At 29.9% G+C, this 19,046-nt stretch carries 13 protein-coding genes; 6 read left to right on the top strand and 7 right to left on the bottom strand.

Annotated features, from left to right (window positions below):
- Window positions 1-54 precede the first annotated feature (54 nt).
- The 6 genes from G4L40_RS10235 to G4L40_RS10210 form a co-directional block, all read right to left on the bottom strand.
- Window positions 55-1,185: a glycosyltransferase family 4 protein gene (locus G4L40_RS10235; protein ID WP_166237101.1), complete on the bottom strand. Its 1,131-nt coding sequence runs from the start codon at window positions 1,183-1,185 to the stop codon at window positions 55-57.
- A gap of 65 nt (window positions 1,186-1,250) precedes the next feature.
- Entirely contained in the window at window positions 1,251-1,619 is a 369-nt protein-coding gene (locus tag G4L40_RS10230) for a response regulator (protein ID WP_166237100.1), read from the bottom strand.
- Window positions 1,620-1,667: 48 nt separating this feature from the next.
- Window positions 1,668-2,423 carry a LytR/AlgR family response regulator transcription factor gene (locus tag G4L40_RS10225; RefSeq protein ID WP_166237099.1) on the bottom strand — a complete coding sequence of 252 codons (756 nt, stop codon included), beginning with the start codon at window positions 2,421-2,423 and terminating at the stop codon, window positions 1,668-1,670.
- A gap of 80 nt (window positions 2,424-2,503) precedes the next feature.
- Window positions 2,504-3,697: a sensor histidine kinase gene (locus G4L40_RS10220; protein WP_166237098.1), complete on the bottom strand. Its 1,194-nt coding sequence runs from the start codon at window positions 3,695-3,697 to the stop codon at window positions 2,504-2,506.
- Between the two features lie 178 nt (window positions 3,698-3,875).
- Window positions 3,876-4,808, bottom strand: a complete 933-nt coding sequence (locus G4L40_RS10215) for a PorP/SprF family type IX secretion system membrane protein (RefSeq protein ID WP_166237097.1) — start codon at window positions 4,806-4,808, stop codon at window positions 3,876-3,878.
- Between the two features lie 148 nt (window positions 4,809-4,956).
- Window positions 4,957-9,201: a T9SS type B sorting domain-containing protein gene (locus G4L40_RS10210; RefSeq protein WP_166237096.1), complete on the bottom strand. Its 4,245-nt coding sequence runs from the start codon at window positions 9,199-9,201 to the stop codon at window positions 4,957-4,959.
- Window positions 9,202-9,552: 351 nt separating this feature from the next.
- Here G4L40_RS10210 and G4L40_RS10205 point away from each other — a divergent pair, with 351 nt between their 5' ends.
- The 6 genes from G4L40_RS10205 to G4L40_RS10180 all read left to right on the top strand — a co-directional run bounded on the left by G4L40_RS10205 (window position 9,553) and on the right by G4L40_RS10180 (window position 18,043).
- Window positions 9,553-13,578 carry a PAS domain S-box protein gene (locus tag G4L40_RS10205; RefSeq protein WP_166237095.1) on the top strand — a complete coding sequence of 1,342 codons (4,026 nt, stop codon included), beginning with the start codon at window positions 9,553-9,555 and terminating at the stop codon, window positions 13,576-13,578.
- Window positions 13,575-15,191, top strand: coding sequence for an ATP-binding protein (locus G4L40_RS10200; protein ID WP_166237094.1), 1,617 nt, complete (start codon window positions 13,575-13,577; stop codon window positions 15,189-15,191). The genes G4L40_RS10205 and G4L40_RS10200 overlap by 4 nt, the downstream gene beginning before the upstream one ends.
- 17 nt (window positions 15,192-15,208) lie before the next feature.
- The gene (locus G4L40_RS10195; RefSeq protein ID WP_166237093.1) at window positions 15,209-16,132 is read left to right on the top strand and encodes a sensor histidine kinase; all 924 of its coding nucleotides are present in this window, start codon (window positions 15,209-15,211) and stop codon (window positions 16,130-16,132) included.
- Window positions 16,133-16,243: 111 nt separating this feature from the next.
- Window positions 16,244-16,675 carry a response regulator gene (locus G4L40_RS10190; protein ID WP_166237092.1) on the top strand — a complete coding sequence of 144 codons (432 nt, stop codon included), beginning with the start codon at window positions 16,244-16,246 and terminating at the stop codon, window positions 16,673-16,675.
- Between the two features lies 1 nt (window position 16,676).
- Window positions 16,677-17,657, top strand: a complete 981-nt coding sequence (locus G4L40_RS10185) for a response regulator (RefSeq protein WP_166237091.1) — start codon at window positions 16,677-16,679, stop codon at window positions 17,655-17,657.
- A 5-nt stretch (window positions 17,658-17,662) separates the two neighbouring features.
- Window positions 17,663-18,043, top strand: coding sequence for a response regulator (locus G4L40_RS10180; RefSeq protein WP_166237090.1), 381 nt, complete (start codon window positions 17,663-17,665; stop codon window positions 18,041-18,043).
- A 10-nt stretch (window positions 18,044-18,053) separates the two neighbouring features.
- Here G4L40_RS10180 and G4L40_RS10175 read toward each other — a convergent pair whose 3' ends face one another.
- Complete coding sequence (locus G4L40_RS10175; protein WP_166237089.1) at window positions 18,054-19,046, bottom strand: glycosyltransferase family 2 protein; 993 nt, start codon at window positions 19,044-19,046, stop codon at window positions 18,054-18,056.

Genomic DNA, 19,046 nt, shown 5'->3' with positions numbered 1-19,046 from the left:
AAAGACAAGAACAAAATCCATAATTCGGTTTCAACTGAAAAGTCTAATATGATATTATTGTAATAATAAATTCTTAATCTCTGCTTCAAATTTATCCGTAGTAAATTGTCTTGACCATATTTTTGCTTCGGAAGCCATTTTTTGATATACTCCGTTGTTATCTAAAACTGCTTTTATTTGACTTATATCTTGACTTAATTTCTCGATTAAAACAACTCCTCTCCTTCCATCACCCACCATATAGGGCACACAAGAAACTTTTGAAACTATAGGAACACATCCCCAAAACATAGCTTCTGCAACCACTTTTGGCCAACCTTCACTTTTGGAAGGTAAAATTAAAAAATGACTATCTTGATATGCTTTTAAAACTGTTTCTTTAGTTTGATTCCCTTTTAATGAAACTATGTTTCCTAAATTATGGGTAGCTATATATTGAGCCACATCATCTCTTAAAATTCCATCTCCATAAAAATTCAAGTTTACTTTTTTACCTGCTTTATGCAATTCTTCTAAAAGTTGAAGGGCATATAATGGCTGCTTCCCTTTGGATAAAGTCCCAACAAAAAGAAAAACAAAAGGTTCATGAAATGACTTATTCTGAATGCTAAATGCTGAATCCTGAATTTCAGATTCACTATAAGTTGCGGTAAAAAAAGGTTTAATATTTTTAGATTGGTTTTCCCAAGTACCATAAACTAAAACTTGCATGTTTTTAGTCAAAAAAGTATTACTCAAAATCCAACGCTGTAATTTGTATGTAAAAGGCTGTTTAGCATTAGGATCCCAATTACCTGCATATTTTGCAGTTTTTGATTTTTTTGGAAATAAAATTTGAACCATAGCTCCAACTAACCCCATATTTCCAGGGCAACGTAAATGAATATGGTCTGCTTGAGACATTGCTTTATAAACTTGAATTGCAATTTTTGGCAACAGAAAAATTGCTTTGAACACATTAAAAACTGAAGTAATATCAAACTCTTTAACTTGGCAAAAATCTATTTTTGAGTGATTATATTTTTCATGAATTGGATTTAATTCTTTTTGAACTAAAGGAGCTACAACGATTACCTCATCAACATATTTTAACCAAATGTTCATCTCACGTATATAAGGAGAATAGCCATAATATTGTTTATTATGCTTTATATGTTGAACGTGAGTTATAATTGCCAGTTTCATAAATAGGTTTTAAATGGTAAAAATAACACATTTAATAGGAAACAGAACAATTCATAAATTGAAGATTATTGAGCTATGCTTTGAATAAACTCCATTGTTATGGGTTTACTCGTAAACAATACATTCTCATCAATTTTAGCTTTATGTATATGAAGATCGTCTACAGTAGTCGACAAAATACAAATCTTAGTATAATCTTTAATCTTTTCAGAAAGCTTTGAAAATCTTTCTATAAATTTAAAACCATCTAATATAGGCATATAGATGTCTAAAAAAATTAAACTTGGTAATTTTTTTAAATCGCTTTGATACTCCTCCAAATACTCAATTGCAGTTGTTGAGGAATTAAATTCCATTATATCTATTGTTGAATCAAAACTATTAATCAATTTTGATGTAATGTAACAATCAAATTCATTATCATCAACAATCATTATTCTTTTAAACTTCTTGGACATAACTTAATAAATGTAACGTTAGCATTATAGTTTAATAAACTTAATAAATTCTTCTTGTCTACGTTTAGCTATCGGCAAAGCAACACCATTAGTAAACTCACAATACAAGCCATCTTTCTTAGTGATTTTTGAGATGTGCTTGATATTGATAACATAGGAATGATGAATTCTAAAAAAGTAATTATAAGTCAATACATTATTGTATTCTCCTAAATTTTTACTTGATAAAATCTTGGTTCCATTACTTAATACAAACTCTGTGTATTTACCGTCCGCTCTACAAAAAACAATATCATCAACCTTAATCAATTCAATTTTATCAGTAGATGAAATAGCTAAAAATCCATTGTTCTGACTAGAAGAATTAATCGAATTTATTTGGTTTAACTTTTGATCTTGAAAACTAATTTCCATCTCTATATTTTTTATAACTTTATAAAGAGAAACGATCAAATCATTAAAATCTAATGGTTTTTTTAAAAAATCAATTGCGTTATGTTTAAAAGCTTGAAAAGCATCTTTCTCATCTTTTGAAATAAAAATAAACTTCGGAATATTAAAATCTAATTCCTTAAGTGAATTAAAATGCGCTAGATTTTCTATAGAGGGATTGAAAAAAATAAGTTCGGGTTTAGCTTCTTTGATAAATTCTATACTCTCTTGAAGTGTATTTGAAAACCCACATACTGAAATGATAACAGCGTTTTCTTCTCCAAATTTTTTAATTTGTTGAATTGCATCTAAATCATCATCTATTAACAAGGCCTTTATTAACTTCATAGGTAATATTGAAATTAAAACGAATTTATTTTAATTAATAAAGGTATAAATATAATAAAAAAATAATGAAAATAAATATTTTATTTTGGAATCGAAAAAGTAAAGACAGAACCGACTCCGATTTGTGAGTTAACAGAAATTTGACCGCCTAAACTTTCTACCATTTTTTTTACAGCAGCCAACCCTAATCCACTACCCACAAACTCTGCCTGAGTATGTAATCGTTTGAAAGGCTGAAAAATTAATTCCAAATGCTCTTCTTCAACGCCAATTCCGTTATCAATTATTTCAAAAATATGGGATTTTGAATCTTCAGCATAATTAATCGTTATAGCAGCTACATTATCGCTTTTTTGATATTTCAAGGCATTATCAATCAAATTGTGAAATACCATATTGATTGCAATCTTTGATGTAAAAACTTCAGGCAAATCACCTTTTGAAAGCAAAGGCTTTTCTGCTAAATTATCTTCTACCAAACTCGAAAAAACATCTGTAACCAGCTGATTCAAATTAATTAGTTCTTTATCAGCTATTTTTTTATTTGATTTAGCATATTCTAACAAATCTACAATCAGCTTATCCATTCGTTTTACACTATCAAAAACAAATTTAAAATACACTTTTTCTTTTTCATCGTCTTGATTGCTTTTAGCTTCAATCATTTTTAAAAAAGAATTAATAGCCCTCAAAGGCGACCTTAAATCATGAGCTGCTGTGAATGCAAAATTTTCCATTTCTTGAGCATAATTCTCTACTTGTTCATGATAAATAGTCAATTCTTCTTGCTTTTTTCTTAATTCTAAAATATAGATAACTTGTTTTGCTAATTTTTTTAAAGACTTTTTTTGTTCTTCAGAAATTGTTTTTACCTCATCTTTACTCAACACACACAAAGCTCCAAAAGCAACCCCTTGTGTATTTAACAATGGAACACCAAAATAAGAAACAAAATGCGGTTCATTAACAACCAATGGAAACGCTTTAAACCGATCATCCATTCGTAAATCAGGAACTTCAAAAACCTCATCTCTTGAAAGGATGGCATGATAACATACTGAATTTTCAATAGGTGTTTCTGAAATATCAACACCAAGGCGCGACTTAAAAAATTGACGATTTTTATCAACTAAACTAATCATCGCAACTGGCATATTACAAATAGATGAAGCTATTTGAGTAATGTCATCATAAATCTCTTCGGGCTTAGTATCAAGTATATTAAACTCTTTTAAAACCTTTAATCGTTTTTCTTCTTCATCTTGATGCAACATTTGAAAACAGTATTAAATTATTTAACAATCTACTTTTAATAACAATTTCTTTCAAGAAAGACATTATTATTATAAAATTAGATAAAATTTATTAAAATAGCATATAAAAAAGCTATAAGTAACAAATATGTCTGTATTTCTTAAATAATTTTTAAAGGAATCCAAAAATTTAGATACTTTAAAAAAATCGTGGGGAATAAATTTTTTCTTCGGCTTTAAAAATCTCAAATCTCAAAAATATTTCATGAGAACCCGAATTGTAATTAGCTAATTTTGAAGTCTCTGCATCATATGAATAACCAACAAATAACTTGTCAGATAATTGAAAACCAACTAATCCACTCACAGAAGCATTTAATCGATAGGCTGCACCAACCGTTAATTTTTCATGAAACAAAAAATTTGCCGTCATATCCAATTGAAAAGGAGCTCCTGCTACTACTTTTGAAAGAAAAGCAGGCTTCATTTTAATATTTGAAGTAAGATCAAATACATAGCCTGCCATTAGATAATAATGCATTTTTTCTCTAGCCAAGCTAGTCATATCATTATCATCATAATGTTTCGTTTCTAAAAAATTTGGCACCGACAACCCAACATAATGATGATCAGAATACCAATAAGCACCCGCACCAAAATTAGGCGAAAAACGATTATCAATATTGCTCTGAAATTGTGGATCTGTAGGATCATATATACTCAATTTAGTATAATCAACATTCAGTAAATTAGCAGTCGTTTTAATACCCAAAGCCAAAGTAGATAGGTTATCAAAATTTAATCGATATGAAAAATCAATCGAAATGGTATTTTCATCTGAAGGACCAATTTGATCATTTACAAAAGACAATCCAAGTCCCATATTAGATACCCCAATAGGAGAATGCAAAGAAAAAGTACTTGTTACTGGCGCACCATCTAAGCCTACCCATTGAGCTCTATACATTCCTAGTATGCTCATTACTTCTTTTGTTCCTGCATAGGCCGGATTAACATTCATAGTGTTATACATATAATTTGTATACTGTGGGTCTTGTTGCGCAAATAATGCGTCAGTCAAGCATAAAAGTAAAATGGGGATTACTTTTACGAGTTGAGTTAAATAATTCATGATGTCAATTTTTGGGAGTTTTTTAAGAATTATAATTGAGTAAAAGCATTTCTAGGTTTATTAATCTTATTACCCGAAAGGAGTTAAGACACTCCTTTCATGGTAATAAGCCCCAAAAATTGAACTTAAAAAACTCAACTATTCCTTACTAATTATTGTTTACATACAGATAACCTGTTTTTTGAACATCTTTTCTTTCACCTAAATTTTCAATAACAAAATCATATTTAATAATGTAGAAATAAGTTCCTGTTGGCAATACATCTCCTGAAACATTCCATTCAGCACCAGATTTACCAGTAAATACATTGCTAACATTGTCATATCCTTTAACTTCAAAGATTTTTGCTCCGTATCGGTTAAAAATTTCTACTGAGTTGTTAGGATAACACTCTATTCCTTCTAAATAAAAAACATCATTTTTACCATCATTATTAGGTGTTAATGCGTTAAATATTGTAATCTCACAAGCCATATTTAATACTTGAGTAAAAGTGGAACTATTGCCACACGCGTCTTCAGCAGTCCATTTTCTAATAATTCTAGACATACTTACACAATCACCTTGTTCTTTTGTTTCTTCAAAAGTTACCGTAACCTCACTTATAGCATCAGTAGCATTCAATTGTGGTGCAACTGGAATACTTCCACAGTCTACATAAATTACTTCTTGTAAATTTTCTGTAAAAACAGGAGCCGTAGTATCTACAACCGTAATTACTTGAGAAATCATATCTGCATTCCCACATGAATCTGTAGCTGTCCAATATCTTATAATTTCATAATTTCCAGAACAACTTCCTTGAATAGTTTCTTCTTCATATGTTATTGTGGCAACTCCACAATTATCAATAGCAGTAACGGTATAAGTTGGTATTGCATCTCCATTCTCAATAGTTAATTCTGACGGAACATTAAAAGTAAACACAGGAGAAGTAGTGTCTTGAACAGTAATATTTTGAACATGACTTACTGAATTTCCACAATCATCTGTTGCTATCCAACTTCTAACAATCGCATACGAGTTATTACATGTTCCTAAAACCATTTGATCTTGAGAAACAACTGTTACCACACCACAGTTATCAGTAGCTTGCAAAGTTTCAACAGCAGGAATAGCATTACATTCTACTACTACATCTGCAGGTAAAACACTTGAAAAAACAGGCGCAACTGTATCGTTTACATGAAACACTTGAGCACATGTTATAGTGCTTAAAACTGCATTTTCATTAACATCTTTCAATCCATTCAAATTAGTATCAGCATAAACCGATATAGTATAAGTTCTAACAACATCTGAATTACAACCCGTAAAATTGCTGTTAGTAGCTGTAATAACTACATTTCCACAAGAAGTATCACCGATAGTACCCGAATTATCACCAAGCTGTTCAAATGCTGCTATTGTTAAAGTTGTAGCCGTAGGAATTTCGGTGTAACATTGTACAGTAGTAATACCAAAATTTGGACAAGTAACTTCTAACTCACATTGAGAATTTAATGTGATAACGGCTTGATTAGAAACATTTCCTTGTAAATCACTTACTTGATAATTTTTAGGTGTTGGTGTACCATAAAATCCTGCTTGTGGTACAAATGTTACAGCGCCCGAAACAGCATCAATAGACCAAGAGCCTTCGCCAGGAACTACCATACTTAATGGCGTAGTAACTATTCCACTAGGAGAAGTTGGCGCAACAAATGCAACTGTTTGAGGATTCACCACATCACCTAAAGTATCATTTGAAACTACATTAATTGTCACAGCTGTTCCAACAGCATAATAAGAAGTATCATCTACAGCTATTGGTAGCAAATCAAAACTAATAACTGCTTCATTACTTACATTACCATTAAAATCTTTAACATTATAAGAAACATTACTTGGAATCCCTGCAAAATTTACAAAAGGAGTAAAAGTTACTACACCAGAAACAATGTCTACAGCCCAACCCCCTTCGTTTGGAATTTCAAACCCAATAACTTGTCCTGTACTACAAAAAACCAAGTCTGTAGCAATAGAAGGCGCAATCAATCTAATAGTTGTAGGATTAACTTGTGCTCCTTGTATATCATTCAATGTTGCATTTATAGTAGAAACCGAACCACCAGTGTATAAAACCACATCATTAGTTGCAATCGGACAATTTGTATAAGCCACAATTGAAATTGGCAATGCAATCTGATTTGCACAATTCGTATTTACATCTTTAAAGATGTAATTGTATGTCCCAGCTTGTAGATTTGATATGGTGTATGTAGGAGTTGTACCTGTGTAAACAGTTCCTGAATTCATTTCTGTAATAGACCAATTCGCAGGTAAGCTACCAAATGTTACAGCTCCTATAGAAGATTGACAAGTTGGTTGAACTAAACTTGCAATCGTTGGATTAGGAGCAAGATACACGTAGAATTGTTGTGTAAATTCTCTTCCGCAATCATCTTTTGCTTTAGCAGTATAAGTGGTTCCAGGAACCAACCCCGTAAACGAAGAAGAAGATTGATATGATGTCAATTGTGTAGTTCCTGCAACATCAAACAAAGTATATGTGTATGGTGCTTTTCCTCCAGTTGCTACCATGTTTACAGAAGTATCACAAGCATCAATAGAAGTAAAATAAAACGGATTCAAATCCACACTAAATTGATATTCATACAAATAACCTCCTGAAAGTCTTGGTAATCCGTTAACACCCCCTAATTGATCTGGTTGAGAAAGTGCATTTTGAGAAATCATACCTCCATATCTAAAATAATAAGTTTCATTATTTTGAAGATTAACATTAAGAGTTCCTCCATTTGCGCTAGAATAGTTAAATGGAGCTCCATTACTTATAATGCCTGAAATTACGACAGTTCCATCAGATTTATATATCGCTGCATACGTATTTGTAAGTACCGCAGGAATAGAAATCATCACCTGAACCATACTTGTAATAGGACCACAGTAATTCATAGTATGGGATATCGCTGAATTTCTCAAACAAGTAGCAGTGTAATCAAACGTACTTGTTTTTCCACAAGCGTCAGTTACGGTAAAATTATATGTCCCTGCAGGAAATGATTTTACACCATCATTAGATAACAATGAAGGAACATTTGGAGTAGTTATAATAGTTGAAAAAGGGTATCCAATTGCAGATGAAGTCACCTGACTTCCGGTTCCTGATTGTGTTGAATATGTATTGGGACCTGAATTAAAAGTTATTGTTAAAGGTGGAACCGCCAAACTTGAAATTGGCAATTCATTAAAATTTAAGAAAGTTACATCATCAAAATAACCCGCATAATCTATTACACTAGCTCCATTACTACATGAAATTTGTGGTGCAAACGGAACGCTCTCTTGTTTGATGTTTTTTTGATAAGTCAAACCGCAAGCATCAACTAATGTGATTACATAATCAACATCAAATCGTAATCCCAAAGAAACTGGTGTAGAACCTCCTAATGGGGTAGCATTTAAATGGGTTAAATTAACTTGTTGCGCAACTATAGGTTGATTGTTAATATCTAATGGAATTGCACCCGGATTGTTTAACTCCTCAACACTTATTTGAACTGGATTAACAACATTAATTCTAAAAAATTTAACATCATAGCCTATCAAACATTGATCTACAGGATTTGACACACTTACAATTTTTGGAGTGTCAAAAATTATTGTTTGATCAACTGGTAATTCTAAAACACCTCCAGTGATTGCACCACAAGAATTATATCCTGTATAATTTAAGTTTGCTCCGTTGAAAAAATCTTGTGGAATATTAATATCAATAACGAATCCTGTAAAATTTGGATTAGCAGACTGTTGAATTGGATTTATAAAAGTTAATGATGCTCCTAAATTATTAGTAAAAACATAGGTCACATTACCTGTAGTTGTTCCAGACATTGTTTTCAATCTAAACTTGAACACATTTCCACAACCTATTAAAGAAGTATCGGTAAATTTATCTTTTAAAACTACATTAGTATTGATAATTGGAATATTCGCAGGTGGATTTTGTATCGTAACCACTCTATCCGCACTATTACCACCACATTGATCAATTATATCTACTGTATAAACTCCCGCAGACAATCCTGTTACTGTATAATTTGAAGAATTTAAAGGAATAGAATAAACAGAACTTCCATTTGGTCCATTTAAAATTCGAACAGAATATTGTTGGTTGGTAAAATCATTTGTTCCTACTGTACTATATAGATTTGAAAAGCGAAGCTCCCCATCTGTTCCATTATTACATCTCGGAGAATAAGTATTCACTATAAAGTTATCAGCTGGACGAACAGCACCATTCACACATTGTGAATAAGCAACTGTATCTAATAATAAAAGAACAATCAAGCTAATTTTAGCAACTAGTATAAGTATCTTTGTTCTCATAAGCGTTCAGTTTAATTAATTCTTTCTTTTTGGTGAGACAAAGTTGCTGCAACCATACTTGAGAATCAATCAACTATTAACAAGTGGTCCTGTTTTATTAATAAGTGGTATTATTTGGAAAGATTATGTTTTTTGTAAAATCCTCAATTGTTACATAAAACAAACCACAAGCTAAACTTTTAACAAAACCTCAATAAAATCAATATTTTATTACAATAAACATAATGTTTTAATATTTTTTTTATTAACTTTACGTAGTGATTTGAATTGAATAACCCCCATATTCATAAAATCAAAACACTAGCATTTGGTTCTTTTAAAACTATATCTGTTTTCTAATTTATTTAAGCTATGCCAGAAAAAAAAGTGATTGAAAACCTAAACGTTTTAAATCAAAAAAAATATCAAGCACTAAACCAACGAAGTCTAGAATTATCAGCCATTATTGATACAAAAGGTAATTATACTTTTATTAGTTCAAATGCTGAAAAAATAATTGGCTACAAAGAAGACGAACTAATAGGAAAAAATATTTTCAATTACATTCATCCTGAAGACATACACAAAATAAAAGTCGAATTTGAAAAAATTGCAACTAATAATGCTGTAGATTGTACTCCACATCGCTTTAAAACAAAAAGCAATAAGTGGATTTGGCTCAATTGCGCAATTTCAAATCATGTTAACGACGATACAATTAATGGCTACATCATAAATAGCAATGATGTAACTAATCTAATTGAAACACAATCTCAACTTAAAAAAAACAACGAAAGATTTGACCTTCTAAATAAAATCACCGATGACATAATATATGAAGTTGATTTAACAACTAGAATTGTTGATTTCAGCGAAAATTTCTACAACTATTTTAGCCTTGAATACGATAATAAAAATTTTTCGTCAAATGATTGGGAAAAACTCGTTCATCCAGCTGACTATAAAGCAGCTAAACAAAGCTGGGACAATTTTATTTTAAAAAACAACGACAACAAATGGACTGAAGAATTTCGTGTTATAAAAAAAGATGGCACATATTCACACATCGAAGATACTGTCCATGTAATTAGAAACGATAAAGGTATTCCTCAAAAAATTATTGGTGTATTAAAAAACAACAACTCTAAGATAAATTCAAGAATTAAAAATAAAATAGAAAACCAACTAGCAACATTTTTTAAAGAAGAAATAAACCTAAAAAAAATTTTAGAATCTTCATTAAAATTTTTAATAGAATATGGAGACTTTCTAACTGCAGAAATTTGGATTCTTAATAATGATAAAAACAAAATCCATCTAATTCAATCGCTTACAAAAGATAAAAAAACAGATTCGATTTACAAAAAAACAAACTCAATCAATTCTTTTGAAAAAGGAGATGGACTACCAGGTACTTTATGGCAAAAACAAGAACCTGAAATTTGGACCCCTGAAGAAATAACAACAAAATTCAAACGAACCGAACTTGCCATCTCTTTAGAAATAAAATCAATTATAGGAATACCACTTTTACACAACAATAATTTCATTGGAACATTAATTCTAAGCGCCAATGAAGACTTAAAAAATGATGAATTAAGAACGCAACCTTTCCTAAACTTAGGAAATTTTCTTGGTGCAGAGATCAAAAGAAAAGAACAAGAAGAAATGTTGTACCTAATGTTTCAAAGTTCTTCAGATATTTTAACAATCGTTAACACAAAAGGATATTTCACTAAAGTAAATCCAGCATTCTGTAAATTATTAAACTATAGTGAAAAAGAATTAATGGCGAATCCATTCACCTTTTTCTTACATCCCGACGATTTGAATACTTCTAATAAAGAATATGAAAAAAACATTACGGGTGAACGAAATTCTTATAACTTTACTAACAGATATCGATCAAAAAACGGAGATTATATATGGATTTCTTGGAGTTCATCAGATATTTTTGGAGAAGAAGGACAAGTATTTGCTTATGGTAGAAACATAACTGACATCAAGAAACTTCAACAACTATTTCATGAAACAGCAAAACTCGCCAAAGTGGGTAGCTGGGAATATACTTTAAAAAATAATGATGAAATATTTTTATCAAATATTGCAAAAAAAATATTTGAATTTGAACTAGATACAAAGATTAAATACAAAGATTTTTTAAACACATTCTCTGACAAAAACAAGGAAGATGTAAACCTAACTTTTAATAATTTAATTAAGTTTGGTGATTCTTTTGATAAAGAATTTAAAATAAGAACAAAAAACAATAAAAATAAATGGATTAGATGTATTGGACAATCTGAGCAAGATAAAAAAGGCAAATGCATTAAAATTTCTGGAAGCATACAGGACATAAACACTCAAAAACAAAATGAACTTGAATTAGCCAAAAAAAACAATTATTTATCAGCCCTAACAGACATTATTACAGAACTATTACAATCCAACAACTGGTATGAATCTTTAAACAATGTTTTTAAAATCGCTGGAAATACAATTAATGTGGATAGAGTTTATTATTTTGAAATACATGAACATCCTGAAACAAACACAAAAAGTTGTAGTCAAAAAATTGAATGGACTCAAGAACATATAGAACCAGAAATAGAAAATCCGCTATGGCAAAATATCCCAGTAGCATCATTCTCTGATTTTTTTAACCCATTACAAAAAGGAGAACCTTTTACAGCCATTGTTTCACAATTACCTGAAGGAGAACTTAAAGAATCCCTATTAATTCAAAATATCAAATCAGTATTAATTCTACCCATAACAATTAACAATACACTACATGGATTCATTGGTTTTGATGATTGTAGCCTAGAAAGAAAATGGAAATATAGCGAAATATCTTTCCTTTATAATGTAACATCAAATTTAGCCGCTAAAATTCACAGAATGAAAGTACAGGCTGATTTAGAAAGCACATTAAAAGAACGCAATAATATTTTAGAAAGTATTGGAGATGCCTTTTTTACTTTAGACAAAAACTGGATAGTAACCTACTGGAATAAAGAATCTGAAAAAATAACGGGTGTAAAAAGAGAAGAATTAATAGGAAAGAATTTTTGGGAATTTTTCCCTCATTTAGAAGGCGGTGTTTATGATATTAATTATAAAAAATCAGTAAAAACCAATAAGAATGTTTATTTCCAAGATTTTTTTGAATATCTAGATGTTTGGTTAGACGTTAGTGCATACCCATCAAAAGAAGGACTTTCAGTATATTACAAAGACATTACCACTACAAAAAAAATCGAAGAAGAACTCAGAGCTTCAAACGAACGATTTGAAAAATCTACATTGGCAACAAACGATGCCATATGGGATTGGAATTTAGAAGAAAACTCTATATATAGAGGAAATGGTTTCAAAAAATTATTTGGTTATGCCGTACCAAACAAAATTCACGACATTGACATATTAAATTTAATTAAATCAAGAGTTCACCCTGACGAGGCAGAAGAAGTCATTGAGTCATTAAAAAGAGCAATTAAAAACCCTAAAAAATCAAACTGGGAAAAAGAATACAGGTACATCAAAGCTAATGGAAAATATGCTTTTGTTATAAACCGCGGAATCATAATACGAAATGAACAAGGCATCGCCACTAGAATTGTAGGAGCTCTTCAAGATATAACTGAACGAAAAGAACATGAAGAATCATTAAAAATCTTAAATAAAAAACTAGAAATTCAAACAAAAGATCTAATCAATTCAAATCAAGAGTTAGAACAATTTGCGTACATTGCATCACATGATTTACAAGAACCTTTACGCATGGTAACCAGTTTTTTAACGCAATTAGAAAACAAATACCAAAACAAATTAGACGATAAAGGAAAACAATACATTCACTTTGCGGTTGATGGCGCATACAGAATGAGAAATATCATATTAGACATTCTTGAATATTCTAAAGTAAGTAAAAATACTAGTGAAGAAAAAGAAATTATTAATATCAATACAATTGTAAATGAAGTTTGCAAAATAAATCAAAAAATAATCGAAGAAACAAAAGCAAAAATTATTTTTAATAACTTACCCGAAATTCACAGCTACAAATCGCCATTAATCCAAATTTTTCATAACTTAATTGGAAACGCAATTAAATATCAAAAAACAAACAACACACCAGTAATCAATATTTCATTTGAAAAATTAGATAAAAAATGGCTATTTAAAATTGAAGACAATGGTATTGGAGTAGACAAAGAATATTTAAATAAAATTTTTGTAATTTTTCAAAGATTACATTCAAAAGAAGAATATAGTGGAACCGGAATGGGACTCGCGATAGTAAAAAAATTAATTGAAAATTTAGGCGGAAAAATCTGGCTAGAATCTGAAGTCGGAAAAGGAAGCACCTTTTATTTTACATTACCAAGAAGATGAAAATAATAAAAAAAATAAACAAATCATTAGATTATTGGCCAAATCAACTCGCCTTAATGGCCTTTTTCGTGTTATTCATAATTACACAAACAATCGCTTTTAGAATTTTTTCTGTAGAAAAAGAAAACGAATTTTTACAAGTAAAAGAAGAAGCAATTAACACAAAAAATCAATTAGAAAGCGCCATAAATTTTAGCCATAATGCTGTTAAAATCATCAGTTTCTTGGTGGAAAATGATTTGGAAGAAAAAAATTTCGAATCTGTTTCAAAAGATTTATTAGAAAAAAATAAATTTATAGATGCGCTTCAACTCGTAAAAGGAAGTACAATCACTAAAACATATCCATTACTTGGCAATGAAGCAACCATTGGATATAACATTTTCTCTGATAAACAACATGAAAAAGCTGCATTAGAAGCTGTTAAAAAAGACAAACTTTTTTTTGAAGGTCCTTTAAATTTAGTACAAGGTGGCATAGGAATCATAGGCAGACAACCTATATACAAAAAAAACAAACTCTGGGGATTCTCTGCCATAATAATCAAACAAAAAACATTTCTAAATGCAATCGGACTAAATGATACAGGAAGTAAAAATCGATTTGACTTTCAATTAGTAGAAAAAAATGACACTACTAAAGATAAATTTTTATTCAAAAATAAAACTAACTTTAATAAAGGAATCATATACAAAACATTTATTTCTTCTGGCGAATGGTACCTATATGTAAAATTAAAAGACCCACAACACCTAAATAGAGCGTCAATCTTTGGTTTCTTTGGGCTTGCGTTAAGTATTATTATTGCTTTCTTTATAAGACAATTAGCCGAACAACCTATCAAACTCAAACGATTAGTTGCCGAAAAAACAAAAGACTTAGAAAAACTAAATCGTATTTTAGACAACCGAGCAAAAGAGTTATCATCAACAAACAAAGAACTAGAATATTTTGCATACATCATTTCACATGACTTACAAGAGCCGTTAAGAATGATTTCCAGCTTCCTTTCTCTTTTAGAAAAAAAATACAACGATTTGCTCGACGAAAAAGGCAAAAAATACATATTCTTTGCAGTAGATGGAGCAAAGAGAATGAAAACAATCATATTAGATATTTTAGAATTCTCAAGAGCAGGAAAATACAACGAGGAACCTGTAGAAATTAATGTCAATGATTTAGTTGAAGAAATTATTGGCTACCACAAAAATGCAATCAAAAACAGAAATGTTATTATTCAATATAATAACCTACCAACTATATTTTGCTATAAATCACCAATCATCCAAATTTTTCAAAACCTAATTAGTAATGCTATAAAATATTCAAAAGAAGACGGAGACATTATCATTCAAATTGATCCGTTCAAAGCTGATAAAAACACCTGGGGGTTTGCAGTAAAAGATAATGGAATTGGCATTGAAGAAAAATATTTTGAAAAGATATTCATACTCTTTCAACGATTATTAACACGAGAACAAGATTCTGGAAATGGTATGGGACTAGCAATAGTTAAAAAAATAATAGAAAACTTAGGCGGTAAAATTTGGGTAGAATCTACAGTAAACCAAGGCAGTACCTTTTATTTTACTATCGCTAAAAAAATTGTATAACCCATAATCTATTCACCATGAAGTCAGAAATAAAAGTTACGCTACAATACATATTCATCGGACTACTATGGATTTTTATCAGTGATGAAATGCTCCTAATATTTATGAGTAAAAATGATTTAGATGCAATCACTCATTTTCAAAATATTAAAGGAACTTTTTACATCCTATCAACAGCATTATTGCTATACCTAGTTTTAAAAAAACACAATGATGCAATTAAGCAAAAAATGAATCAATTAAAAAAATATGCGCAAGAACTAGAAACCACAAACCAAGAATTAGAAAAATACATCAACCTTGCTTCGCATGATTTACAAGAACCCGCTAGAACTGTAACTAGCTTCTTAACACATATTGAAAAAAAATACACACCTGTTTTAGACGAAAAAGGTAAAAACTACATACACTTTGCAGTAGAAGGTGCCTATAAAATGAGAAGAATCATTCTAGACCTATTAGAATATTCTAAAATAAATAAAACAATCATTTCTGAAAAAGTAAATTTACACAACCTAATATGCACAATAGAAGAACAATTTAAAGCCAAAGAAATCAATAAAAATATTATAATTGATTACCAAAACCTACCTACCATATTTTCTGATAAAGAATTAATTTTTATTGTTTTTAAAAACATAATCGACAACGCAATCAAATTCAAAAAAAACAACAGCCCTTTAACAATAACTATTGAAGCTGTAGATTTAAAAAAAAATTGGTTATTCAAAGTTAGCGATAACGGAATTGGAATTGAAGAAGAATATTTTGACAAAATTTTTATCCTGTTCCAAAAGTTAAACAATAGTGCTAATGATACAGGAACAGGATCAGGCTTAGCCATAGCAAAAAAAATAATCACCAATTTAAATGGTAAAATTTGGGTAGAATCAAAAATAAATGTGGGAAGTAATTTCTACATTAAATTACCAAAATCTTAATTTTGTAGGACTTTTTATAAATTTTATCTAAAAATGTAGAATTACTTCTACATTTTTAGATTTTTTTTTGTACTTTTATTTTTAAACAAACAACCTAAACGCAACTATTTAATGAAAAAAATTGAAATTCTACTCGTCGAAGACAATGAAGGCGACATTGTTTTGACTACTGAAGCATTTGAAGAATGTGAATTTAATTCTAATATCAATGTCGCTAGAAATGGAAAAGAAGCACTTAATTATTTATCACTTGAAGAAGGAAGAGCTGAAGTTGAACTTCCCGATTTAATACTTTTAGACATAAATTTACCGCTGTTAAATGGTCATGAAGTATTACATCATATAAAACAAAATGAACGTACAAAGCATATTCCTGTCATCATTTTAACAACATCTTCATCTTCAAATGATATTAACGCAACTTATAATAATCAAGCAAACTGCTATATCACCAAACCTGCAGATATAAATGACTTTTTTGATGTAATCAATTCATTAGGAAAGTTTTGGTTCAAAATAGCTAAATTGCCCACTTTAAGATGATATGCAAAAGGACAATAAAAATTATAAATTAATTGTTGTTGAAGATAATCTAGGAGACTTTTTTCTTCTGGAAGAATATCTAAATGAAAAAATTGAAACCCCTACCATTTTTCATTTTGAACGTTTTAAAGAATTGCTAGAATTTCAAGACAAAATAACTACTGAGTTTGATTTAATCTTTCTTGACCTTTCACTACCAGACAAAAGCGGAACCGAGCTAATTATTGAAGTTTTAAAAATATCTAAAAAAATTCCTGTAGTTGTACTTACAGGATATTCTGATTTTTCATTTGCTACAAAATCACTCGCTCTGGGGATTTCAGACTATTTATTAAAAGATGATTTAAATAGTACTACTCTTTATAAAAGCATTATTTATAATATTGAAAGAAATAAAAACTTAGTAAAAATAAGAGAATCAGAACAATTATATTCAGATTTGTTTCAACTAAGCCCATTACCTATCTGTGTATATGATATCGAAACTTTATTTTTCCTAGATGTTAATGAAGCTGCTGTAAATTTATACGGATATAGCCACAATGATTTTTTAAACTTAAAAATAGAAGCCATTATTCATGAAGAAGATACAATAGACAAAGAAGACAGCACTTCAAGAATAATGACCCATAAGAAAAAAAATGGCAATATTATATTTGTTGACAGCAGAAGTAATGTCATAACCTTCAATGGAAAAAAGGCCAAAATCATGCTTACTAATGACATCACTAAAAGCCTAAATCATATAAAAGAAATAGAATTACAAAATCAAAAACTTAAAGAAATAGCCTGGACACAATCACATATTGTGAGAGCTCCGATTTCGCAAATATTAGGCTTAGCACAACTCGTTTTAGAAGACAAAAATGCCACAGAAGAAACAAAAGAATTAGTAGCTATTTTAAACAATTCAGCACAAGAATTAGATACAATTGTCAAAGAAATTATTGACAAATCAAAAGAAATTTCATTAAATGAGTAGAACTCATGAAACAGTTATTAATCATAGATGACGATGCAGTTTCTGTATTAATTTTAAAAAAAATGCTCATAAATGCAGGTTTTTTAGACAATCCTATGATTTTTAAAAATGGAAACGAAGCCATTAACTTTCTAAACAGCAATTACAAATCAATTGAAAAATATTTTATTTTCCTAGACATCAATATGCCAATCATGAATGGCTGGGAATTTTTAGAAGAAATAGAACCAAAAATAAATACAGAAAATTTTTCTGTTTATTTACTAACTTCATCAACTAGCGAGCAAGATATAATTAAATCCAAAAATTATAAAAGCATCAAAAAATTTATCTCAAAACCTGTCGCTAAAGAAATACTGTCTGAGATAAAAGAAGAATTTTATTAAAATAATTTTATCATAATGGTTTATTAAAAATTAATGAAAACCACCCCACTATTCGTCCGAAAGTCTCGGTAGCAGCTTCTTTTCTTTTTTTAGTTGTGAAAATATTTGTACCTCTAATTGCAGTTAATAACAAAGTAATTAAATGCCATTTCACTTTAGCAGTAAACGAAGGATTTGAATACTTAACTCGCCAAACATACCAACCATTTCTAACCACCATTTTGCCATAATCATATTTATTTGGTCGCCCAGATGCATCATGAAAATGACCTAATTGAGCTGCGGTATTCACATATAATTTTCCTGTTTTAGAAAGGCGTAATGTAAAATCTGCATCCTCATACAATCCATAACCTTCAAAATAGGTAGAAAATTGAAAATCTTTAAATATATCTTTTCTAAACGAAGAAACTCCTCCCATTAATTGCTCTACTTCATATATCTTACCAGAAGGCGGCAAAAAACCAATGCTTCTTCCATGAGAAAACTCAGGCAAACAACCTGGAGCACGATTACTATCCAAGCCTAACTTCTTACGCCAAACAAAACGAGAACCATCTTTTCTTTTCCAACCGTCGTAACAAAACTCATTTCCTTTTGCTTGATAATCTGAAGTTGTTTTGGTCCAATTGGTTTCATTGCTAATATATCCGCCAACTCCTAATGCTTCTGGAAATAATGCATACGTTTTTATAATTTCTTCAAAATAATTTGACTCCAAAACCGTATCATCATCTAAAAAACAAATTATTTCGCTGGCTTCTTGAACTCTAGCTATACCATAATTACGCTGCTTAGTTAATCCACGATCTTTAGCATCAACTTTATAATACGTTAAATTTTGAAACTTATTCTCAACTAACATTTTTTGTGTGTTGTCATCTATTGAACCATCAATTACTAAAATTTCATTAGGATACAATGATTGCAAATTAACAGACTGCAACAACTTTAGCAAAGGTTGCGCTCGCATGTAAGTACAAATAATTAAAGTAAATTGCAT

It is taken from the genome of Flavobacterium celericrescens (assembly GCF_011392075.1).
In the GTDB taxonomy this organism is placed as follows: Bacteria; Bacteroidota; Bacteroidia; order Flavobacteriales; family Flavobacteriaceae; genus Flavobacterium; species Flavobacterium celericrescens.
Note: the sequence above shows the minus strand (reverse complement) of the source record. Positions and strands in the feature narration are given on the sequence as shown.